Annotated in this window: 24 protein-coding genes; 10 read left to right on the plus strand and 14 right to left on the minus strand. The window is 56.8% G+C overall.

Going from position 1 to position 21,747, the window contains the following annotated elements:
• Positions 1–38: 38 nt before the first annotated feature.
• Genes AAF463_RS17005 through dolP form a run of 4 tightly spaced genes read left to right on the plus strand, consistent with a single transcriptional unit; the run spans position 39 to position 3,599 of the window.
• Positions 39–2,057, plus strand: coding sequence for a penicillin-binding protein activator (locus AAF463_RS17005; RefSeq protein WP_350261176.1), 2,019 nt, complete (start codon positions 39–41; stop codon positions 2,055–2,057).
• The gene (locus AAF463_RS17010; RefSeq protein WP_008103534.1) at positions 2,015–2,410 is read left to right on the plus strand and encodes a YraN family protein; all 396 of its coding nucleotides are present in this window, start codon (positions 2,015–2,017) and stop codon (positions 2,408–2,410) included. Before AAF463_RS17005 ends, AAF463_RS17010 begins: the two co-directional genes overlap by 43 nt.
• Positions 2,411–2,424: 14 nt before the next feature.
• Positions 2,425–3,012, plus strand: a complete 588-nt coding sequence (diaA, locus tag AAF463_RS17015) for a DnaA initiator-associating protein DiaA (RefSeq protein ID WP_007890352.1) — start codon at positions 2,425–2,427, stop codon at positions 3,010–3,012.
• 14 nt (positions 3,013–3,026) lie between these two features.
• Positions 3,027–3,599, plus strand: a complete 573-nt coding sequence (gene dolP / locus AAF463_RS17020) for a division/outer membrane stress-associated lipid-binding lipoprotein (protein ID WP_350261177.1) — start codon at positions 3,027–3,029, stop codon at positions 3,597–3,599.
• A gap of 54 nt (positions 3,600–3,653) precedes the next feature.
• Here dolP and AAF463_RS17025 read toward each other — a convergent pair whose 3' ends face one another.
• A complete protein-coding gene (locus AAF463_RS17025; protein WP_110867406.1) occupies positions 3,654–4,355 on the minus strand; it encodes a pirin family protein in 702 nt (233 codons plus the stop codon).
• Positions 4,356–4,484: 129 nt separating this feature from the next.
• On the opposite strand from AAF463_RS17025, the gene AAF463_RS17030 reads away from it, so the two are divergent.
• Positions 4,485–5,384, plus strand: a complete 900-nt coding sequence (locus AAF463_RS17030) for a LysR family transcriptional regulator (RefSeq protein ID WP_101762897.1) — start codon at positions 4,485–4,487, stop codon at positions 5,382–5,384.
• Positions 5,385–5,531: 147 nt separating this feature from the next.
• Here the strand turns inward: AAF463_RS17030 and AAF463_RS17035 are convergent, their stop codons facing one another.
• From AAF463_RS17035 to pmbA, 11 genes are all read right to left on the minus strand, one after another.
• Positions 5,532–7,442: a PRD domain-containing protein gene (locus tag AAF463_RS17035; protein ID WP_350261178.1), complete on the minus strand. Its 1,911-nt coding sequence runs from the start codon at positions 7,440–7,442 to the stop codon at positions 5,532–5,534.
• Positions 7,443–7,466: 24 nt separating this feature from the next.
• Positions 7,467–8,204, minus strand: a complete 738-nt coding sequence (locus AAF463_RS17040) for a KDGP aldolase family protein (RefSeq protein WP_350261179.1) — start codon at positions 8,202–8,204, stop codon at positions 7,467–7,469.
• Positions 8,201–9,322: a DgaE family pyridoxal phosphate-dependent ammonia lyase gene (locus AAF463_RS17045; protein ID WP_350261180.1), complete on the minus strand. Its 1,122-nt coding sequence runs from the start codon at positions 9,320–9,322 to the stop codon at positions 8,201–8,203. The genes AAF463_RS17040 and AAF463_RS17045 overlap by 4 nt, the downstream gene beginning before the upstream one ends.
• Positions 9,306–10,439 (minus strand): amidohydrolase/deacetylase family metallohydrolase, encoded by a 1,134-nt coding sequence (locus AAF463_RS17050; protein ID WP_350261181.1) that lies wholly within the window; start codon positions 10,437–10,439, stop codon positions 9,306–9,308. The genes AAF463_RS17045 and AAF463_RS17050 overlap by 17 nt, the downstream gene beginning before the upstream one ends.
• 103 nt (positions 10,440–10,542) lie before the next feature.
• On the minus strand, positions 10,543–11,190 hold the full coding sequence (locus AAF463_RS17055) for a DUF4310 family protein (protein WP_064738408.1): 648 nt from the start codon (positions 11,188–11,190) through the stop codon (positions 10,543–10,545).
• A gap of 12 nt (positions 11,191–11,202) precedes the next feature.
• Entirely contained in the window at positions 11,203–11,979 is a 777-nt protein-coding gene (locus AAF463_RS17060; protein ID WP_101762892.1) for a DUF4311 domain-containing protein, read from the minus strand.
• A gap of 27 nt (positions 11,980–12,006) precedes the next feature.
• Positions 12,007–12,303, minus strand: a complete 297-nt coding sequence (locus tag AAF463_RS17065; protein WP_137386587.1) for a DUF4312 family protein — start codon at positions 12,301–12,303, stop codon at positions 12,007–12,009.
• A gap of 2 nt (positions 12,304–12,305) precedes the next feature.
• Positions 12,306–12,662, minus strand: a complete 357-nt coding sequence (locus tag AAF463_RS17070) for an SFCGS family glycine-rich protein (RefSeq protein ID WP_008103553.1) — start codon at positions 12,660–12,662, stop codon at positions 12,306–12,308.
• A 17-nt stretch (positions 12,663–12,679) separates the two neighbouring features.
• On the minus strand, positions 12,680–13,018 hold the full coding sequence (locus AAF463_RS17075) for a glycine dehydrogenase (RefSeq protein WP_007892186.1): 339 nt from the start codon (positions 13,016–13,018) through the stop codon (positions 12,680–12,682).
• 253 nt (positions 13,019–13,271) lie between these two features.
• Positions 13,272–13,661 (minus strand): cytochrome b562, encoded by a 390-nt coding sequence (gene cybC / locus AAF463_RS17080; RefSeq protein WP_110867416.1) that lies wholly within the window; start codon positions 13,659–13,661, stop codon positions 13,272–13,274.
• Positions 13,662–13,734: 73 nt separating this feature from the next.
• Positions 13,735–15,075 carry a metalloprotease PmbA gene (gene pmbA, locus AAF463_RS17085; RefSeq protein ID WP_350261182.1) on the minus strand — a complete coding sequence of 447 codons (1,341 nt, stop codon included), beginning with the start codon at positions 15,073–15,075 and terminating at the stop codon, positions 13,735–13,737.
• 115 nt (positions 15,076–15,190) lie between these two features.
• On the opposite strand from pmbA, the gene yjgA reads away from it, so the two are divergent.
• Positions 15,191–15,733 (plus strand): ribosome biogenesis factor YjgA, encoded by a 543-nt coding sequence (yjgA, locus tag AAF463_RS17090; RefSeq protein WP_101762888.1) that lies wholly within the window; start codon positions 15,191–15,193, stop codon positions 15,731–15,733.
• Between the two features lie 127 nt (positions 15,734–15,860).
• Here the strand turns inward: yjgA and mpl are convergent, their stop codons facing one another.
• Positions 15,861–17,216, minus strand: a complete 1,356-nt coding sequence (gene mpl, locus AAF463_RS17095) for a UDP-N-acetylmuramate:L-alanyl-gamma-D-glutamyl-meso-diaminopimelate ligase (protein WP_350261183.1) — start codon at positions 17,214–17,216, stop codon at positions 15,861–15,863.
• A gap of 166 nt (positions 17,217–17,382) precedes the next feature.
• On the opposite strand from mpl, the gene fbp reads away from it, so the two are divergent.
• Positions 17,383–18,390: a class 1 fructose-bisphosphatase gene (fbp, locus tag AAF463_RS17100; protein WP_008103565.1), complete on the plus strand. Its 1,008-nt coding sequence runs from the start codon at positions 17,383–17,385 to the stop codon at positions 18,388–18,390.
• 51 nt (positions 18,391–18,441) lie between these two features.
• On the opposite strand, the gene AAF463_RS17105 is transcribed toward fbp, so the two are convergent.
• A complete protein-coding gene (locus AAF463_RS17105) occupies positions 18,442–20,013 on the minus strand; it encodes a methyl-accepting chemotaxis protein (RefSeq protein WP_350261184.1) in 1,572 nt (523 codons plus the stop codon).
• A gap of 169 nt (positions 20,014–20,182) precedes the next feature.
• Between AAF463_RS17105 and AAF463_RS17110 the strand changes: the two genes are divergently transcribed.
• The 3 genes from AAF463_RS17110 to ppa all read left to right on the plus strand — a co-directional run bounded on the left by AAF463_RS17110 (position 20,183) and on the right by ppa (position 21,747).
• The gene (locus tag AAF463_RS17110) at positions 20,183–20,596 is read left to right on the plus strand and encodes a lysozyme inhibitor LprI family protein (protein ID WP_101762885.1); all 414 of its coding nucleotides are present in this window, start codon (positions 20,183–20,185) and stop codon (positions 20,594–20,596) included.
• Between the two features lie 70 nt (positions 20,597–20,666).
• Complete coding sequence (locus AAF463_RS17115) at positions 20,667–21,116, plus strand: DUF441 domain-containing protein (protein WP_008103576.1); 450 nt, start codon at positions 20,667–20,669, stop codon at positions 21,114–21,116.
• A gap of 100 nt (positions 21,117–21,216) precedes the next feature.
• On the plus strand, positions 21,217–21,747 hold the full coding sequence (gene ppa, locus AAF463_RS17120) for an inorganic diphosphatase (protein WP_007892166.1): 531 nt from the start codon (positions 21,217–21,219) through the stop codon (positions 21,745–21,747).

Raw genomic sequence — 21,747 nt, forward strand, 5'->3', positions numbered from 1 at the left:
ATATTGAGCATCTTGAAAAAAACATCACTGGATACAGTATGCTTCCTTCAAAAGTCGTACGTCATAAAGCAGGACGCTTAGTACCTGTTCTTCTCGCTGGGCTGATTTTAGCCGCCTGTAGTGGTCAGGGACCGCAACAAACCTCTAACGTCAATATTCAGGGTCCTGCGACTGGCCGGTCTGACTATTATCTGCAGCAGGTGCAGCAAAGCAGCGATGATAGCAAGACCGACTGGCAATTACTTGCCATCCGTGCCCTGTTGAAGGAAGGAAAGTATCCGCAGGCGGCGAATCAGCTCAATCAATTGCCGCAGCAGTTAAGCGAAGTGCAACAGCAAGAACTGCTGCTGCTGCGCGCGCAGATGCAGATTGGGCAGCAGGATTACACCGGTGCGCAACAGCTGCTGGGCCAGGTGAAAAGCGGCGGCTTGTCGCAGGACCAGCAGGTGCGTTACTACGCGCTGCAAATCGCGGCGGCACAGAATCGCCCTTCACTCTCGCTGCTGCGTGCCTATATAGCGCAGGAGCCGCTGCTGAAAGGTGCCGATCACCAAAGCAATATCGATGCAACCTGGCAAGCGCTGACGCAGATGACCCAGGATCAGATCAACAGCCTGGTGATCAATGCTGATGAAAATACCCTTCAGGGCTGGCTCGATCTGCTGAATACCTGGCGCGCAAACAGCCAGGACCCACAAATGTTGAAAGCGGCGATTCAGGACTGGCAGACGCGTTATCCGCAGAACCCAGGCGCGAAGACACTGCCAACCCAGCTCAGCCAGGTGCAGAACTTCACCAAAGCGTCGACCAATACCATCGCGCTGCTGCTGCCGCTTAACGGCCAGGCGCAGGTGTTTGCCAATGCGATTCAGAAAGGCTTCACCGATGCGCGCAATGGCGTGCTCAATGCACCGGCACCGCAAGCCGCTCCTGAGGCTAATACAGCCGATGCCAGCGCACAGCCGCCAGCGGATGCCAATAGCGTGGTCAGCCCCGCCGTTGCAGGTAACACACCGCCGCAAACCGAGCAGTCACAGCCAGCCGCACAACCCGCCGCCGCACAGGGCAACAGCAATGCGCAGGTGAAAGTGTATGACACCAGCAGCCAGCCGATTGCGCAGGTGATGCAGCAGGCGCAGCAAGATGGCGCCACGCTGGTGGTCGGCCCGCTTCTAAAAAATGACGTTGAAACCGTCGCCAATAGCAACGCGCCGCTTAACGTGTTGGCCCTGAACGAGCCAGAACAGATCCAGAACCATCCGAATATTTGTTACTTTGCGCTTTCTCCTGAAGACGAAGCACGCGATGCCGCGCACCATATCTACGAGCAAGGCAAACGCCAGCCATTATTGCTGGTGCCGCGCAGCAGTTATGGCGACCGTATCAGCAAAGCGTTCGCGCAAGAGTGGCAAACGCTGGGTGGCTCAACCGTGCTGCAGCAGCGTTTTGGCGGCGTCGGCGAACTCAAGCAAGGCATCAACAGCGGTGCGGGTATCGCGTTAAGCGGCACGCCGCTCAACGTTGAGCCTGCACAATCGCAGAGCGTGGCGATTGCTGGCCTGACGATTCCTGCACCGCAAACCAGCGCACCGGCGCCAACGGCCGATGCCAGCAGCGGTAGCGTTGATGCGGTGTACATCGTCGCCAGCCAGGATGAGCTGCAGCTCATCAAGCCGATGATTGCGATGCGCACCAGCAGCCGCAACAACACCGCGCTGTACGCCAGCTCGCGCAGCGCGCAGGCGGGTGCAGGCCCGGACTTCCGTCTGGAGATGGATGGCCTGCAGTTCAGCGATATTCCGCTGCTGTCCGGTAGCAATCCGGGCTTAATGCAGCAGGCGGCGAAGTCGTTCAACAACGATTATTCGCTGGTTCGCCTCTACGCGATGGGCATTGATGCCTGGACGTTAGCGAATAACTTTAACCAGATGCGTCAGGTGCCTGGCTTTGCCATTGATGGCAACACCGGCAAGCTGAACGCCGACACGGATTGCGTGATCAACAGGAAGTTGGCATGGAACCAGTATCGTCAGGGACAGATCGTTCCGGTGCAGTAAACCGCCAGCGCATTGGCGCTGAGCAGGAACAACTGGCGCGTCGCTATCTGGAGCGCGCCGGGCTGCAGTGGTTTGCCAGCAATGTACGCTGTCGCAGCGGGGAAATTGACCTGATTATGCGCGACGCCGATTGCTGGGTATTTGTTGAAGTGCGCTATCGACGCGATGCGCGCTACGGCGGTGCCGCCGCCAGCGTAACGCGCCAGAAACAACAAAAGCTGCTGCGTGCCGCCGCGCTCTGGTTGCTGGCGCGTGGCGGCAGTTTTGATACGGTGAATTGCCGTTTTGACATCATTGCCATTACCGGGCGTGAGCTGGAGTGGCTGCCCGATGCCTTTAATGCCGATGGATAGAACCAGGTGGTCTTGTGCAGGACAGAATTAAAGCGTGTTTTACCGAAAGTATTCAGACCCAAATCGCTGCAGCCGAAGCGCTGCCCGATGCGATTTCCCGCGCCGCGATGACGCTGGTGCAGTCGCTGCTGAACGGTAACAAAATCCTTAGCTGCGGTAACGGTGCGTCGTCGGCGAATGCCCAGCATTTTGCCGCCAGCATGATTAACCGTTTCGAGACAGAGCGCCCTAGCCTGCCTGCGCTGGCGCTGAGCGCTGATAATGTGATGCTGACGGCGATTGGTAACGATCGTCTGCACGATGAAATCTACGCCAAGCAGGTTCGAGCGCTTGGTCAGGCTGGTGATGTGCTGCTGGCCATTTCCACCCGTGGCAACACCCGCGATATCGTCAAAGCGGTTGAAGCTGCGGTTACCCGCGATATGACCATCGTTGCGTTAACCGGCCACGACGGCGGTGAGCTGGCGGGCCTGCTCGGTCCGCATGATGTGGAAATTCGCATTCCATCACATCGCAGTGCGCGCATTCAGGAAATGCATATGCTGACGCTGAACTGCCTGTGCGATTTGATTGATAACACTTTATTCCCACACCAGGAATGACTGAAGGAGCTCAAATGAAAGCATTGAACGCTGTCGCCATTCTCTTAACCGCCATGTTGCTGCAAGGTTGTATTGCCGTGGTTGCCGGCGGCGCTGCCGTCGCCACCAAAACCGCCACTGACCCGCGCACCGTGGGCACGCAGGTCGATGACGGTACGCTGGAGCTGCGCGTCTCGAACGCACTGGCAAAAGATGAACAGATCAAAAACCAGGCCCGCGTGGTTGTCACCGCTTATCAGGGCAAAGTACTGCTAACCGGCCAGTCGCCAACCCCGGATCTGGCAAGCCGTGCCAAACAGATCGCCATGGGCGTTGATGGAGCCACCGAGGTGTATAACGAAATCCGTAATGGACAGAAAGTCAGCCTCGGCACCTCGTCATCGGATACCTGGATCACCACCAAAATCCGCTCGCAGCTGCTGGGCAGCGATCAGGTGAAATCCTCCAACGTGAAAGTGACCACCGAAAACGGTGAAGTGTTCCTGTTGGGACTGGTTACTGCAGAAGAAGCGAAGGCGGCGGCCGATGTTGCCAGCCGGGTGAGCGGCGTGAAGCACGTGACTACGGCCTTCACCATTCTCAAATAAGCGTTGCAGCAAAGCATCAGGGCGACTTCGGTCGCCCTTTTTTGTGCGTGAGGGTTAGGCGGGAAGGTCAATCACCAGCGCGCGCAGCGGCGTTCTGGCCTGCAGGCTAATCTGGTTCTCATCGCTGAGAAACGCGCCGTCGCCGCAGCCTAGCGGCTGCTGGTTGGCGCTGCTGGCCTGCACATCCAGCGAACCATGGATCGATTGCAGGTAAGCGCGCGGTCCGTGCAATTTCACCGTGTACTGCTCGCCCGGCGCTAGCGTCACCTGATGCACCCAAACCTGCTGGCGCAGCTGCAGGCTGCCCTGCGCGCCATCGGGCGAGGCGATCAGTACGCTGGTTTGTTGCGGCAGGTCGAGCTTCTGCAACAGTGGGTTTTCACGTTCCGGACAGGCCGCCAGCCACAGTTGCATGCGGGTTAACGGGCGATCTTTGCTGATGTTAATTTCACTGTAATTCACGCCCTGACGCGCAGAGAGCAGCATCGCCTCGCCTTCACGCGCCACCAGATGATTGCCTTCGCTGTCGCGATACTCGGCTTCACCCTGCAGCACCAGATTCAGCACATCGACCTGCGGATAACTGCGCGGCTGGAATGCGGCGCCCGGTGCCAGAATTTCCTGGTTGAGTACGCGCAGCGACGCGTAGCCCATTAATTTTGGATCGAAATAGTGGCCAAATGAGAAGCTGTAGCGCGCCTGCAACCAACCGAAATCGGCCTGGCCACATGCGGACGCGCAGCGGGTTGTCATCATGATAATCCTCCGACGCGCTGCGGTGAGAACCGACCGCAGGCTTGATGGGATTATGGTAAAAGTCTGGACGCCGGATTGTAAGCCAGTTAATCTGCCTGGCATGTTCAAATTTACTGACAGAGAATCGGCATGGCAAAAGACCGCGCGTTAACCCTTGAAGCTTTACGTGTGATGGATGCTATTGACCGTCGTGGCAGCTTTGCCGCTGCGGCCGATGAACTGGGTCGCGTCCCTTCCGCGCTGAGTTACACCATGCAGAAGCTGGAAGAGGAGCTGGATGTGGTGCTGTTTGACCGTTCCGGCCACCGCACCAAGTTCACCAACGTGGGCCGCATGCTGCTGGAACGGGGCCGCGTGCTGCTGGAGGCCGCCGATAAGCTCACCACCGATGCCGAAGCGCTGGCGCGCGGTTGGGAAACGCATCTCACCATTGTTGCCGAGGCGCTGGTGCCTTCCGAGCGTTTATTCCCGCTGGTTGAGAAGCTGTCAGAAAAAGCCAATACGCAGATTTCGCTGATCACGGAAGTGTTAGCCGGCGCCTGGGAGCGGCTGGAACAGGGCCGCGCCGATATCGTGATTGCCCCGGATATGCACTTCCGCGCCTCAACCGAAATCAACACCCGCAAGCTGTACAGCACGATGAGCGTCTACGTTGCCAGCCCGGATCATCCCATTCATCAGGAAGCTGAGCCGCTGTCAGAAGTGACGCGCGTGAAGTATCGCGGTATCGCGGTGGCGGACACCGCGCGCGAGCGCCCAGTGCTGACGGTGCAGTTGCTGGATAAGCAGCAGCGTCTGACGGTAAGCAGCATGGATGATAAACGCCGCGCGCTGCTGGCCGGTTTGGGTGTGGCGACCATGCCGTATCCGATGGTGGAGCAGGATATCGCCGAAGGTCGTTTACGCGTGGTGAGCGCCGAGTATACGCGCGAAGTGGACATTATTATGGCGTGGCGCCGCGACAGCATGGGCGAAGCCAAAGCCTGGTGTTTGCGTGAGATTCCGAGGTTGCTGGCGAAACGCGGGTAGATTGTGCACGCAGTCCCCCTCCTCGGTCCTCCCCCATAAATGGGGGAGGAAGATGCTGCCATATGCCAGTGATGAAGCTGCATGTGGCAGCATCTCCTTCCCCCGCAAGCGGGGGAAGGCCGGGATGGGGGACAGCACGCACAACCCTTACATCCGACTCAAACAATCGATCGCCACCGCTTTGAAACTGACAAAATCCGCGCAATCACGCAGCCGCGTCATCGCCCTTTCGCGCAGGAAGGTGACGAACAGATCGTAAATCGCCATCGCCTCTTCGTATTCACTCTTGCTGATCGCCAGCAGGAAAATCACCGATGCTGTCTCCTCGCCCCAGCTTACGCCATGGGGCGCAAGCACCGTGTAGACCACGGTTTTCTGCGCCAGCAGTCCGAGTGAATGCGGCAGCGCGATGCCTTCGCCGAGCAGGGTGCTGACAATCGCTTCGCGCTCCTCAACCGACGGATAAAAATCCGCATCGACAAAACCTTCGCTCTCCAACTGATCGCACAGCAGGCGGAACAACTCTGACTGCGCCATCGGCTTATCCAGCACCATAAAGTGCTGGGCGTCGAAGTACTTCTCCAGCATGTACGGGCGCGTGCGATCCACTAGCACCAGCTTGCCGAGCTGCTCCAGCTGGAACTCGGTTGGGAATGGCGACATCACCGCAATCGGCTTATTCTTCTCGCTGAGCCGCGCGGTGGAGATCACGAAGTCTTCATCGATATGCTCGCGCAGTTCATAGTCGCGCTGTGACAGCCGCGCCGTCACCACCAATTGCGGGTATTTGCGCAGCAGCAGCGCCTCAATCATGCGCAGCGTGGAGTTGCCGCTGTCGCACACCAGCAGCACCTGTGGATGGCGCTGATAGCCGACGTCGTAATGCCTCTCCAGCCCAACGCCGATGTGCAGCACCAGAAAACCGATCTCGTTCTCACTGATAGTGTAAGGCGTGTATTTACCCCAGCTGGTCACCGCCGCCAGCGTCACATCGTAGGCCATTGGATAGTGCTGTTTGATGTTGCTCAGCAGCGGATTGGGGATGTGGATTTGGTAGCGCACCCGCGTGATCATGGTTTTGATATGGGTGAGCAGATCGGCGCGCAGCTGCTCATCGTGCTGCAGCCGATAGTTGTAATAGGTGTTGATGTAATTTAGCAGGTAATCGACCAGCGCATCGGCATCGTCGGCGTTAATGGTGCTCGGTGCCAGCGCCTGAATCTGGCGTGCGGCGATGTTGACCCGCAGCCAGTTCTCTTCCGCCTGTGAAATCGGTTTGCCGACCAGCGGACGCATCAGGTTAATCAGATCGTGCGCCGCCTCGCGCACTTCCTCGCCCACATCTTCCGCACCCGGATCGTTGAGCGGGAAACCTTCGCTGATGCGTCGTACCGCCACCGCGCAGTAGATTTGCAGATAGCGGTCGCCTTCATCACTGAGGCGAATGGCGTGCTGGGCGAAGCACTGTTGCAGCAAAGGTTCGAGCTGCGCCAAAATGCCGTTGTGCAGCGCTTCTACCGTCAGCAGCGGGCTGTCCGGCGTCTCCTGATCGATCTGCCACAGCAGGTCGGTTAAGCAGGTGCGGATCGCCGCCTCGCTGCCAAACAGCTTCATGCCGTAATGCGGTTTGGTTTCGATATTAAGGTGATAGCGGCCCAGCCATTCGCGCACTTCTGCCATATCGCTTTGCAGCGTGGCGCGGCTGACAAACCACTCTTCGGACAGATCTTCCAGCTTGATCGAATACGCCGCAGTCAGAAAGCGCGTCAGCAGATAGCGCACGCGCTCCTGTGAGGTACGCGGCACGCGCAGTGGCGTCGCGCTCTCTTGCTGTAAGCGGCCAAAGCGCGCCGCATCGTCAATTTTGAGTTGATATCCCGCGCCGCGCGCCAACACAAACTGCGCGCCATGCTGTTCCAGCAGCGCATTCAGCGCGGTGATATCGGTGCGCACCGTGCGCGTTGAAACGGAAAAGCGACGTGCCAGCTCATCCTGCGGCAGCGTTTCATTTTGCAGCGCAGCGAAAAGCTGAGTCAGACGCTGATTGGGAAATCTCACGGAGCCTCACCTGTTACTCATTTGTTACAGCAGTTTCTTGCACGTTGCCAGAAGCTGACGTACATCGTCAATGCGCGTGTCGCCGCTTGCGCTATCGATAATCGAACTGTAAACGTGCGGGATCACTTTGCTGACGCCCGCATCGAGCGCAATACGCACAATCTCTTCGAAGTTGTTGAGATCGATGCCGCCGGTGGGTTCCAGCCAGAAGTCGTGACGCGCGCAGGCTTCCGCCACCGCGCGATACTCATTTACCGCTTTCAGGCCGCCCATCGGAAAGTATTTCACCGAGCTGCCGCCCATGTCCTGCAACATGGCGATGGCGCTGTCGATCGGTACAATCGCGTCGGCGTTCTTCGAGCTGCGCGGTCCGGTGGAGATTTTCACCATGCCCGGCTTGCCGGTCGGTGAAATCAAACCATTTACCACGGTTTGATTCTGGCCGAGCAGCGCACGGCTGGTCGCCACGCCGGTGAAGACCTGATTGACGTGCTGCGGTTGCAGCACCGCCGAGATCTCACTCACCATCGCCGACTGGTTCGGATCGCCCGCGCCCAAACCCACGGATAACGCATTGTCGATCAGCGCCGCATACTCGCGCATATCGGCAATCGCCGCTTCATTGCTGGCGTAGTTTTTTGACAGCACGCCCACCAGCACATAGCCTTCAGCCGCCTGCCAGATCGCTTTGGCGTTCTGCTTCGAACCGGCCAGCACGTTAAGGCACAGGCGATCCTGATAGAAGTTCGGGTTCAGACTCATGCGCGTTTTCCTCCGCTGATCAACGCCTGAATAGCGCTAAAGATGATGTGCAGCTGATCGGCGCTAACGCTGCGCACATCGGCTTCGATAATGCCTTCGTTGGCTTTGTAGCCACGGAAATAGATGGCGATGTCGCCAGTTTTCAACGCCTGCACCAGTTCGCCAGTCGGCCAGCCGGTGACCGCTTCATCAAACTTGATCTCGGCACGCGCAATATCGCGTCCGGCGGCATCCCACACCACGCGGGCGGTGACGCCGTTCAGCGTGTTGAGGTTGTCGATAAACGGCGTCATGTTGGCGACCATCTCGGCGCCGGTGGTTTTTGGCTGCACCAGATAGTTTTCAATCGCCTGCGTCAGCCCGAGAATGCCCTCTTTGCCGACTTTCATCGCGCGGCCAATGCCGTTGCTCTGGCGCTTCACCCACTCAACGTATTGCGTACGACCAATCACTAAGCCGCTGGTCGGCCCTTCAATCGCCTTGGCGCCGCTGTAAATCACCAGATCCGCGCCCATTTGGTAGTAGCACTGCAAATCTTCTTCCGCTGCCGCATCAACGATCAGTGGAATGCCGTGCTTGCGCGCCACTGCCGCTGCCTGCTCCACGCTAAGATGGCTTTTCTGCACGCAGTGGTGCGATTTGATGTACATCAGCGCCGCCGTGGTCGGCGTGATTGCCGCCGCCAACTGCTCTGGCGAACATTCGTTGCTGTAACCGGCTTCGATCAAACGCCCGCCGCCCAGCGCCACCATCGTGCCAACCGGCGCGCCGAAGTTCACGTTGTGCCCTTTTGGCACCACGATATCGTGCGGCACGCTGAGCGGTGCGGCGTGCAGGTTCTCCAGCAGCCAGTCGTTATCTTTAACAATCACCGCCGCCACGCTCTGCGCAATGCCCGCCGAGGCGCACGACACCACCACCGCGCTCTCCACATCCAGCAGTTTGGCGATGTAAGCGCCGGTCTTGTTGACCAGATCTTTCATCTCGAAATAGTGATTCAGACCATAGCTGACGGTATCCACCACATCCGCAGACGGCGTGGAGACGCCGAGAATGGTCATGCGGCCCGAGGCGTTGATGACCTGTTTCAGGTCATATTTTTCATAGATCGAAGACATGATTCGCTTTCCCTTGATCAGTCAGATGCCAGTGACCGGCGATAACCACGGCCAGCGGCAGAATATGTTGTTCACCTAATACCCGTTCGCCTTCAGCATCAACGAACGGGCAGGCTTCCTCTTTGACGGTAAAAATGGTCAGGTCGGCGTCATAACCGGCGGTTAAGCGCCCTTTGCCCGCCAGACGCAGGCCAGCAGCGGCATTAACGGTAACGCACTCGATGATTTGCGGCAGGGTCATGCCAATGCTAAAGAATTTCGACATCACGTGCGCCAGGCTATGCACCGGGCCGTTGATGCGGTTACGACAGTAAATGTCGGAGCTGATGGTGTCGGGCAGAATGCCCTGCGCAATCGCCTGACGCGCCACCTCAAAACTGAAGCTGGCGCCGCCGTGGCCGATATCCAGCTTCACGCCGCGCGCGATGGCATTTTTCACCGCTGCTTTCAGTTCGCCCTGCGGTGACAAGATACGGTTCGGCTTGCCGTTAAAGCAGTGGGTAATGATGTCGCCGGAGGTCAGCAGATCGGCGATCTCTTCCAGCACTGGCGGATTGTTGCCAATGTGCACCATCAGCGGCAAGTTTCCGGCTGCCTGCTGAATCGCCTTGGCCCGCACCAGCGGCTGAATGCCGTTCTCGCCCACCACGCTGCTGCTCATGCGCGCTTTCAGGCCAACGATAAAGTCGGGACGGCGTTTCACCGCCTGCACCACCGCATCGCCATCAATCTGCGCCATATCGGCCAGCTCGTTTTGCGTCACAATGCCGGTGCGTGAAATGTTGATCAGCGCGCGTACTTCGGTGGTAGCCGAACGCGTAAGCTGATAAAAGTCGTCGATGTCATCAGCGCCGGTGCTGCCGGCATCCACCACCGTGGTGACGCCTTGCGCCATACCAATGGTGTCGGCATCGTCGTGATAAATCGGGGATTGGGGATAACAGTGCACGTGGCTATCAATCCAGCCAGCGCTGACATAGTAATGTCCGGCGAGATCGCGCTCCTGCTGTGCCGGACCACTCACCTCGCCGACGGCGGCAATTTTGCCGTGCTGGATGGCAATATCCACCAGCTGTTCGTCGCACAGACGTGCGCGGCGCAGAATCAGATCAAACATGCTTACTCCTCACGTACAAACGCTCATTTCGTAGCGGCGCGATTTATCGCGCAATAAATGGTGCCGCTACTGATATGTGCAGCCATATGGCCGCACATCAGTATCAGAGTGAGATTGGGAACATCGCACCCAACACCATCGCGCCCAAAATCGCGCCGCCGGTAATAGGCTTATTCCACAGGTAGAACAGCAGTGCGCCCACCAGCGAACCGAGACCAATGGGAATCGACGCCGCCATGGCCGACAGGATAATCAGCGGCCCGAGGAAACGGCCCGATGCGTTACCCGCGCCCATCATCACGTCTGCGCCGTAGGTTGAGTCGCTCTGGTTGATGGTGAACTTACGCGCCAGGATGATCAGATAACCTATCGCTAAGCCCACCACTAAACCCGTAGCCAGCGATGCGGCAAAGTTGGCGACCGGGAACACAATGCCGGCACCGAGCAGCAGCGCAGGCACGCCGAGGCCGACGCCGGTCTGGATCGCGCCGCCAATATCGAGAATCCCCACCAGCGAACCTTCGATAATGCGTGCAAACAGGAAGCTGGCACCAAACGCCGCCACCGCGCCATACACGCCGGTTTCCATACCGGAGCGCAGCATCGAGACAAACGCCACTTCGTTAAAAGCACCAATGCCGTACAGGTAATACATGTGCGTACCGGCAAATACGCCGGAGGAGAGCAGGCCAACAAAAATCGGGAAAGACCAGTCGGCGTACCAGAACCCTTTGTTTTCGTTCTCGTTCATGCTGATGGCTCCTTATTTGCCGCTGACGCTGTTGTGGATCATATCCAGCCAGCCCGGAATACCTAGCTGGAAGGATTGCAGCAGTTTCAGATCGAAACCGCGGAAGAAGCCGCTCAAGGCAAACAGCAGCACGATGGCAAACATCATCACCTTGGTGACTTTGTTCCAGCCGCTCTCTTCCACACCCTTACCGATCAGGATGCCCAGCACCAAACCCGGTACGGCGTTACCCATGATCAGCTGCGCCAGACCGCCAAAAATGGTGGCCCAGAAGCCAGATTTCTTACCGGCATCAATCGCTGCCAGCCAGAAGATCACTGGCATCACGGTATTCACCAGCAGGTTAGCCGCCGGCACCAGCACTTTTACTGCGGTAACCTGCAGCGCCGCCGGAACCGCAGATGCGGTGCTGTTAAGGAAGGCCACCACAATCATGCCGATGATGCCGCAGGCAATCGCCATGCGTTTCGGGTTGTGCAGCGTTTCCGCCACGTTGCGGTTTTTCACCATCAGTGCCGCCGCGCCCCAGTTCGGCAAAATGCGGTGATCGACGTCCTGCGTGAAGGAACCCGCTGCCACGGATGATGCCCAGGCGTTAAAGAAGAAGCCGAGACCAAAGGAGAAGTGCGATGCCGGATCGCCTTCACAGGAATTGAGTTCTCCCAAGGTACGGAACGCGCCCATACCTTGTGTGGTCGGTGCGTGGAACATGCGCGCTGCGCCCGCTCCCACCCCGACGCCAACCAATCCGCCAATGATTAACGACTTAAACAAAATGATTAAAAACATGTCGTCGTACCCTTGTTGTCGTTTTTATTAAGTCGCTATGAAATCCACCTTGTCGGTGTCGATCACAGTGACGCTAACGGTAATGTCCAGCTCAACGCTGTAATTCCGTCGCTCACGCGCGAGGAAGAAGAACAAGAATTTTTCCTTGCGCACGCTCTCCTGCGCGCGCAGCACCCGCACATCTATGGGTTCAATGCGCAACAGAATCTTTTGGCTGGTGCGCAGCACTTGCTGCTGCACCTTGCTGAGCGCATCGGCAAAGGCTTTTGCTTTACTGTCGCCTTTGCCCTGCACCGTTACCTGCGTCTCGTATTGCTGTTTCATACTTAGCTGCCGTGTTTTTTAGTCCAGGCCTGCACCAGACGCTCACCCAGCTCTTCTTTATCCATAAAGCCGAAGCCCAGCACGGTGGCACCTTCATTGATGGCGGTAACGCCTTCGTCAATCGAACGCATCCCGTGTTTGGCTTTGTAGCCATATTTGTTCTGCGCGGTAATCGCACCGGCACCGCCGCTGCCGCAGAAGGAGATACCGAAGTCGGCGTTTTCCGCTTTCATCACGTCGCCCAGCTTCATGTCGGCTGCCACGCCTGGCACCACCACCGCACGACCACCGGCTTTCTCGATGCCCGCTGCTACTTTCTGACCTTTACCCAGACGATCGCCAATCACTACAGTTACCATGTTCAATTCCTCGCAATTTATGCTTCGTTCGATTTCGCCACTTCGATATGGACGGACAACAACCAGGCTTCCTCTTTTGGCAGATTGCCAAACAGATCCACCACCTGCTGCGCCAGCGCCATGGTTTCCGGCGAGATATCTTCAAACAGCTCAGCCTCTACTTCCGGTAGCGCTTCACCCGTTAAAGAGCGCGATGCCATCGCCCGGACATGCGAAGCCAGCATCTGCTGCTGCACGGCGTTGGCTTCGATATGATGCGCGGCGTAGATCGCTGCAATTTGGCTTAACACCTTATCCGCCAGCGCCTGGATCGCTTCCGGCGTGCTCTGTTTCAGCGGGACAGCTTCACTCCTCACCTTGTTACTCCTGTTTACAGCGGACAATTACAGATATTTCTCGTTGATAAGAAAGTACGCTTTCCCCTTGAGGCTGTTGAGTCGCAACTTTTCCACCTCAAAGTGGAAATCCTGCGGGCGAGTGTGCGCCAGATCTCAGGACGCACGAAGTGTGCGAAAGCGGTCACAAAATGCGAGGATTGATGGAGTTATGCGGATTAAAGCGGAGATAAGGCAAAGAGGAATAAGGCCAGCCACGGGGCTGGCCGGGTTATCAGCGGAATTTCTTATGGTTGGCGTTGCGAATATCTTCCAGTTTCTTCGCTTCGGCCTTGGCTTCGTCCAGCTTGTTGGCTTGCGCCAACTGATCAACCACATCGATCTGGGCAATCAGCGAATCCAGACCGGCGTGATAATCCTTGATCTGCGCGCTATCGGCCGCCTGACCTTCCAGTTTTTCCGGCGTGGATTGCTTAGCATCCGTTGCCGCCTGGCGCATCTTACCCAACGCGGTATGCATTTCCTGCGCGTCAGAGGTTTTCTTCACCACGCTCAGACCATCCTTGAGCGTATCCATATCTTTTTCTAAATCGGCTGCAAACACGCTAGCCGAGGAGAACAACAGCGATAACGACAACACTGCAATCACATGCTTATTACGCATTGGTATGTCCTTTTATTATTGTCGGGCCAAAAAAAAAGCAGCCTTGCGGGCTGCTTTCAAAAAGCGATGACTCTTATTGTCCGGCGATTTTAATCTCCGGCAGCAGCACCGAACCGCATTGTATATTGCTGCGGGTTTCAATGTCGTTACCGACGGTTACCATATTGAGCCACATCTCCTTGAGGTTACCAGCGATTGTGATCTCGCTCACAGGATATTGAATCTCACCGTTTTCCACCCAGAATCCGGATGCGCCGCGTGAATAGTCGCCGGTCATGCCGTTGATGCTAGAGCCCATCATCTCGGTTACCACTAAACCGGTGCCCATCTGCTTCAGCAGGTCGTCAAAGCTGTGGCCCTGACCGGCAATACGCCAGTTGTGGATGCCGCCTGCGTGGCCGGTGCTCTGCAAGCCGAGCTTGCGCGCCGAATAGCTGGTCAACAGCCAGTTCTGCAGCACGCCATCTTTAATGATGTCACGCGATTGGGTGCGCACGCCTTCGCTGTCGAACGGCGTGGATGCCAGGCCTTTCAGCAGGTGCGGATGCTCTTCAATGGTCAGCCACTCGGGCAGAATCTGCTTACCGAGCGAATCAAGCAGGAAGGTCGATTTGCGGTACACGCTGCTGCCGCTGATCATGCCCACCAGATGACCAAACAAACCGGTCGCCACTTCTGGCGCGAAGATCACCGGCGCTTTCATGGTCGAAAGCTTGCGCGGTGCCAGACGCGACAGCGTGCGGCGGGCGCACTCGGCGCCAACCCATTCCGGGCTTTTCAGATCGTCAAAAGCGCGGCCAATGGTATACGCGTAATCGCGCTCCATATTGCCGTCCTGCTCGGCAATCACACAGCTGGAGAGCGAATGGCGGCTGGAGCAGTAGCTCTGCAACATGCCGTGGCTGTTACCAAAGACTTTGATACCAACGTGGCTGTTGAAGCTGCCGCCTTCGGTGTTGGTGATGCGCTTGTCGGCCTGCAACGACGCTTGTTCCGCCTGAGCGGCCAGTTCGATAGCGCGATCGGCATCGATCTCCCACGGATGGTAGAGATCGAGATCCGGCGCGTCAAACGCCAGCAGATCGGGATCGGCCGGTGCGCCAAATGGATCCACCGAGGTGTAGCGCGCAATGTCGATCGCCGCCTGCACGGTGCGTTTGATCGCATCCGGGCTGAGATCGGTGGAGGAAGCGCTGCCTTTTCGGTTTTGATGGTAGACGGTGATGCCGAGCGCACCATCGCTGTTGAATTCGACGTTTTCCACTTCGCCATAGCGGGTACTGACGCCGATGCCGGTGGTTTTCGTGACCGCCACTTCAGCGCCATCGGTGCTGGCTTTTGCCAGTTCCAACGCCTGCGCGACAGCCTGTTCCAACACTTTACGTTGTTCTGCAACCTGAGTAGATACGTTCATCGACCTGCCGTCTAATCTTAAGTATGAATTGTTTGAGTCTATCAGACTCAGAGAACAATTTCGCAGTCGCCCGATAAACTGGTAGGATTAGCCTCTTTTTTTTGGGAGCCAAGAGATGACCAAGCAGCCCGAAGACTGGCTCGACGATGTGCCGGATAATAATGACGAAGAAGATGAAGAGATTATCTGGGTCAGCAAAAGCGAAATTAAACGCGATGCCGAAGAGCTAAAACGCCTTGGTGCCGAGCTGGTTGAGCTGGGGAAAAATTCCCTCGACAAGATCCCACTCGACGAACAATTGCGCGACGCGATTGAACTGGCGCAGCGCATCAAGAAAGAAGGCCGCCGCCGTCAGCTGCAGCTGATCGGTAAGATGTTGCGTTCACGCGATGAAGATCCGATTCGCCAGGCGCTGGATAAGCTGAAGAACCGTCACAACCAGCAGGTTGCACTGTTCCATAAGCTGGAAATTTTGCGCGATCGTTTGATCGAGCAAGGTGATGACGCGGTCGCTGAAGTGTTTAACCTCTATCCGCACGCCGATCGTCAGCAACTGCGCAGCATGATCCGTAACGCGCAGAAAGAGAAAGCCGCGAATAAGCCGCCAAAATCTGCCCGCCTGATTTTCCAGTATCTGCGCGAGTTGGCAGAAGCGTAAGTTTTCTGCGGTTTTCCCCTCATCCCAACCTTCTCCCGCAAGCGGGAGAAGGGGCTGACCGAGCTCCACCTAAACATTCCCTCGCCCGCTTGCGGGAGAGGGCCAGGGTGAGGGGAAACCCGCACCATCACCGCCCTAACCGCTCCAGCAGTTTCTGGTGAATCCCACCAAACCCGCCGTTACTCATCACCAGAATCGAATCGCCTGGCTGGGCTTTCTTCGCCACCATTTCCACCAGCGTATCGATATCCGCGCTCCACTGCGCCGGCTGAATGCACGCCTCGGCCACATCGGAAACCTGCCACGGAATATGGTGCGGCTGGAACAGGAACACTTCATCTGCGCGGCCCAGCGATGGCGCTAACTCGTTCTTGCTCACGCCCATCTTCATGGTATTAGAGCGCGGCTCCAGCACCGCCAGAATGCGTGCGGTGCCGCCCACTTTGCTGCGCAGCGCCGCCAGCGTGGCGAGAATCGCGGTAGGATGGTGAGCGAAATCGTCGTACACCTTGATAGCATTCACTTCACCACGCAGTTCGAGACGACGACGCGCATTAATGAAACTGCTCAGCGCTTCACCGGCATCCCCCGGTTTCACCCCAACATGACGCGCCGCTGCAATCGCCATCAGGCCATTGTGCATGTTGTGCTCGCCCACCAGCGCCCAGTTCACTTCGCCGACTTTCTCGCCGTCGAGCCAGATCTCCCAATGTGAAGAGTCCGGCGTCAACTTTTTCGCCTGCCAGTGACCGTTATCGCCCACCGTTTCCTGCTCGCTCCAGCAGCCCATCGCCATCACTTGCTTGATGTTGTTGTCGTGCTCCGGCAGCAGGATCTTGCCCTGGCCCGGCACGATACGGATCAAATGATGGAACTGCTTCTGGATGGCGCGCAGATCGTCAAAGATATCCGCGTGATCGAATTCGAGGTTGTTGAGGATCAGCGTGCGCGGGCAGTAATGCACAAACTTGGAACGCTTGTCGAAGAACGCGCTGTCGTACTCATCCGCTTCGATGACGAAGAATGGACTTTTTCCTAATTTTGCCGAAACCTCGAAGTTTCCTGGCACACCACCGATGATAAAGCCCGGTTCCAGGCCGCAGGCCTCGAAAATCCACGCTGCCATGCCGGCTGTGGTGGTTTTGCCGTGGGTTCCCGCCACCGCCAGCACCCAACGATCGCGCAGGACGAAATCGTGCAGCCATTGCGGGCCGGAGAGGTAAGGAATGTTGCGTTCCAGTACCGCTTCGACACAAGGATTGCCGCGCGTCATCGCGTTACCAATGATCACCAGATCCGGTTGCGGATCGAGCTGGCTGGCATCGTAACCTTCAGTCAATTCAATGCCTTGCTGTTCCAGCAACGTGCTCATCGGCGGATAGACATTGGCGTCTGAGCCGGTCACTTCGTGCCCCAGCGAGCGCGCCAGCATCGCCAGTCCGCCCATGAAAGTGCCACAAATCCCGAGGATGTGAATACGCATAAAGAGATCCATTACTCAAAAGTTCGGCGCACAGTGTAACGCCGAGTTGAGAGGGAAGAAACGGATTAGGACTATGGTTTTTAAAGTTCAATCGGCTAAACTGCGCTCATACGTTGGTAGCTTGTTACAGCTGCTGCCACTCCATCGTAGATGCAGGGAATGTGTTATGAAAACGTTAGGCGAATTCATCGTCGAGAAGCAACACGACTTTCCACACGCCACAGGTGAACTGACGGCGCTGATTTCTTCCATTAAGCTTGGCGCTAAAATTATCCACCGCGACATCAACAAAGCGGGTCTGGTGGATATTCTGGGTGCCAGCGGCGTGGAAAACGTGCAGGGTGAGCAGCAGATGAAGCTTGATCTGTTTGCCAACGAAAAGCTGAAAGCCGCCCTGAAAGCACGCGGCGTGGTGGCCGGTATCGCGTCGGAAGAAGAAGACGAGTTCGTCATCTTTGAAGGCTCTGAGAATGGCAAATACGTTGTATTAATGGATCCGCTGGACGGTTCTTCAAACATCGACGTTAACGTTTCCGTCGGCACCATTTTCTCTATCTACCATCGCATCAGCGAGCCGGGCACGCCAATCACCGAAGCCGACTTCATGCAGCCGGGCAACAAGCAGGTTGCCGCGGGTTACGTGGTTTACGGTTCTTCGACCATGATGGTTTACACCACTGGCGTGGGTGTGCATGCGTTTACTTACGATCCGTCGCTCGGCGTATTCTGCCTGAGCCACGAGCGCATGACCTTCCCGGAGAAGGGTTACACCTACTCGATCAACGAAGGTAACTACATTCGCTTCCCGCAGGGTGTGAAGAAATACCTGAAGTTCTGCCAGGAAGAAGATATCGCCACCAAGCGCCCGTATACCTCGCGCTACATTGGTTCACTGGTGGCCGACTTCCACCGTAACCTGCTGAAAGGCGGCATCTATCTCTATCCAAGCACCGCCAGCCACCCGAAAGGCAAGCTGCGTCTGCTGTACGAATGCAACCCAATGGCCTTCCTGGCGGAGCAAGCGGGCGGTAAAGCCAGCGATGGTGCCAATCGCATTCTCGACATCCAGCCAGAAACGCTGCATCAGCGCTGCCCGTTCTTCTGCGGCAACGACGCAATGGTAGGCGACGTTGAACGCTTTATCCGTGAATATCCGGACGACCATTCAGCCTAAGTTTTTTCCCGCTGTGCAAAGCCCGCCTCCGTGCGGGCTTTTTGTTGCTGCCTACGAAGGCAGAGCCGCGACTACGCGGAATTGCGCCATCGAATCCTGCAACTGCTGCGATTGCGCTTCCAGCGATTGGGTGGCAGCGCTGGCTTCTTCGACTAACGCGGCGTTCTGCTGCGCGGCTTCATCCATTTGCGTCACCGCCTGATTTACCTGCTCGATACCGCGACTCTGCTCTTCCGAAGCAATGGAGATCTCTTTCATCAGCGTAGTCACGCGCATCACTTCGCTGGAGATCTCATCCATGGTTTCACCGGCGCGCGTGGCCATATCGCTGCCTTCTTGCACCCGCGTCTGCGATTCTGCGATGAGCTCGCGGATCTCTTTGGCGGCGGTGGCGCTGCGACCAGCCAACGTGCGCACTTCATTAGCGACCACGGCAAAACCGCGCCCTTGTTCACCGGCACGCGCGGCTTCAACCGCAGCGTTCAGTGCCAGGATGTTGGTCTGGAAGGCAATGCCATCAATCACGCTGAGGATGTCGCCAATGCGATTGGCGCTTTGGGTGATCTCCTGCATCTTCTCCATCACGTAGCCGACCACTTCGGCACCGCGATCGGCACTGTCGGAGACATTGCTGGCGAGCTGATTGGCCTCTTTAGCATTGCTGGCATTGAGACGCACGGTGGCGGTGAGCTGTTCCATGCTGGCCGCGGTTTGCTCCAGCGAAGCGGCGGACTCTTCGGTACGCTGCGAGAGATGCACGGTGCCCGCCGCTAACTCGCGGCTTCCCACGTCAATCTGCAAGCTGGCTTCGCGCACCTGACTGACCGAACTGCTGAGCGCCAGCTGCATATTCGCCAGCGCCTGATTGAGACGGCCTAATTCACTCTTTCCGGCTGCGGGCAGCGGCTGGGATAAATCGCCGGCCGCAATTTGCTCCAGATGCACAATCGCGCCATCGAGTGGACGCAGCAGCAGACGACACAGCAGTTGCCAGGCAATGACGATCAGCAGTAGCGTCAACGCCATCGCCACGCCAATCATGATTTTCATCTGCCACTCATTGTGTGCAGCTTGCGCCAGACGTGTAGCTGAGACTTCATCAGCATAAACGGCAAAATCTTGCACGGCTTTCGCGTAGTTGCTTGCCAGCGTTGAGAGGTTGCCTTCCAAAACCTGGTAATATTCGTCGGTATACTGCTTTTGTAACGCATCCATCATCGGCACGATAGCGCCCTTATGATAGGCAGCGAACGAAGTAGCCACGGCATCGGCGAGGATTTTACCCTGAGCCGTTACCGTTCCGGCATCAATAAAGGCTTTCAGATGACGCTGGGAACTGGTGACATCCTCCTCAGCTTGTTTGGTGACGCTGGCGCCGTCCTCCAGTAATCCGATTTCGATTTTGCGCACGGCCAATGCGGCGCTGCCACGCGCGCGCATGAGATCGGCGTTGCTTTGGTACAAACTGTTCAGTTCAATTCCCTGAATGCGGTTAATGGCATCCAGTGATTGATTGCCTGCGTTGATGGCAGAGATGCCCATCGCGCTGACTGCCAGCAGCAGCAGCGTCATAAAAGCCAAAAGCGTGAGTAATGCAGTACGAATTGATAGCTGTTTGAACATGATTATCCCCGTTTGCAAGAAAAGGCAGAAATCCGCTGGCCCTAAAACGGAAAGATTATCGGCAGTTGATCGCGGAAACTTTATCCATTGTTGATGGTCAACTGGCTGACGATCATCCAGACTTCACTTTTACTGAACTCTGCCCCCGCAAAATTTAAGGAATGAAACGATGAAAAAATGGCTCCCGATGGCGTGTTTGTTGGTCAGTGGTTTTGCGGCAGCGCAACAAAACCCTATCGATCAGCAGCTCGATCAGTGTCTGAATAAGGAATCCAGCACCGCCGGCATGTCTCAATGCTACGGCACCGCTAATAAAGCCTGGGATAAAGAGATGAACGCGCAGTACACCCAAGCAATGAAAAAATTAACCGGCGCGCCTAAAGACAAATTGCGCAGCGCCCAGCGCGCGTGGCTGACCTATCGAGACAGTTGGCTGGATGCCAGCCGCAGCTATTTTGTTAGCAGCCAGGGCACGATGGCCGCGCTGTCAGTTGGTGCGCAGGGCGTCAGTCTGGTGCGTAATCAGGCGCTGATGTTGCAATCAATTAACAAAGGCAGTTGCGCCAACCCCGACGATTGTTGATTAATGTAAGCGTTTAATACGCTTAGCGCTGGCATCGGCCAGCGCGCCCATTAATCTGCAGGGAGAAACCATGGCTGCTTATGCCTCCACCATCATTCTTGTTTGCCTCGCCGTCCTCAGCTATTTCGTTCATAACAGCGCCGTTACCATCTCGATTCTGATCCTGCTGGCGATCAAGCTCACCCCGCTGTCGCAATTCTTTCCCTATGTGGAAAAACAGGGCATTCAGATTGGCATCATCATCCTCACCGTTGCGGTGATGGCGCCGCTGGCCAGCGGTACGCTGCCGGCTTCTTCGCTGTTGAAATCGTTCGCCAACTGGCAATCAATTATCGCGATTGTGGTGGGGGTTTTCGTTGCCTGGCTGGGCGGACGCGGCGTGAACTTTATGAGCGTGCAGCCGTCGGTGATTGGTGGGCTGTTGATTGGTACGGTGATTGGCGTGGCCTTCTTCCGTGGTGTGCCGGTTGGACCACTGATTGCGGCGGGGATCGTCTCGCTGTTTGTCACGGCGAAGTAGCGGGTTGGAGCATTCCGAAACGCCAAAAAGGGGGCATACTTTCAGAGTCAGTTGGCTATAATAGCCGTCACTCAACATATGACTAATGAAGGAAAGCCAGATGAGTTTGAACCAGGTGCCTGCAGGTAAAGAGTTGCCAGAAGATATCTACGTTGTCATTGAGATCCCGGCTAACGCCGATCCGATCAAATATGAAGTCGACAAAGAGTCTGGCGCCCTGTTTGTAGACCGTTTCATGTCTACCGCCATGTTCTATCCGTGCAACTACGGCTACATCAACCACACCCTGTCTCTGGATGGTGACCCGGTTGACGTGCTGGTGCCAACCCCTTATCCGCTGGTACCGGGCTCAGTGATCCGCTGCCGTCCCGTTGGCGTGCTGAAAATGACCGACGAGTCTGGCGAAGATGCCAAACTGGTTGCGGTGCCGCACACCAAGCTGAGCAAAGAGTACGATCACATCAAAGATGTGAACGACCTGCCAGAACTGCTGAAAGCGCAGATCACCCACTTCTTCGAGCACTACAAAGATCTGGAAAAAGGCAAATGGGTGAAGGTTGATGGCTGGGACAACGCAGAAGCGGCCAAAGCTGAAATCATCGCCTCTTACGAGCGCGCGCAGAAGAAGTAA

The organism is Pantoea sp. BJ2, assembly GCF_040255075.1.
Lineage (GTDB): Bacteria > Pseudomonadota > Gammaproteobacteria > Enterobacterales > Enterobacteriaceae > Pantoea > Pantoea leporis.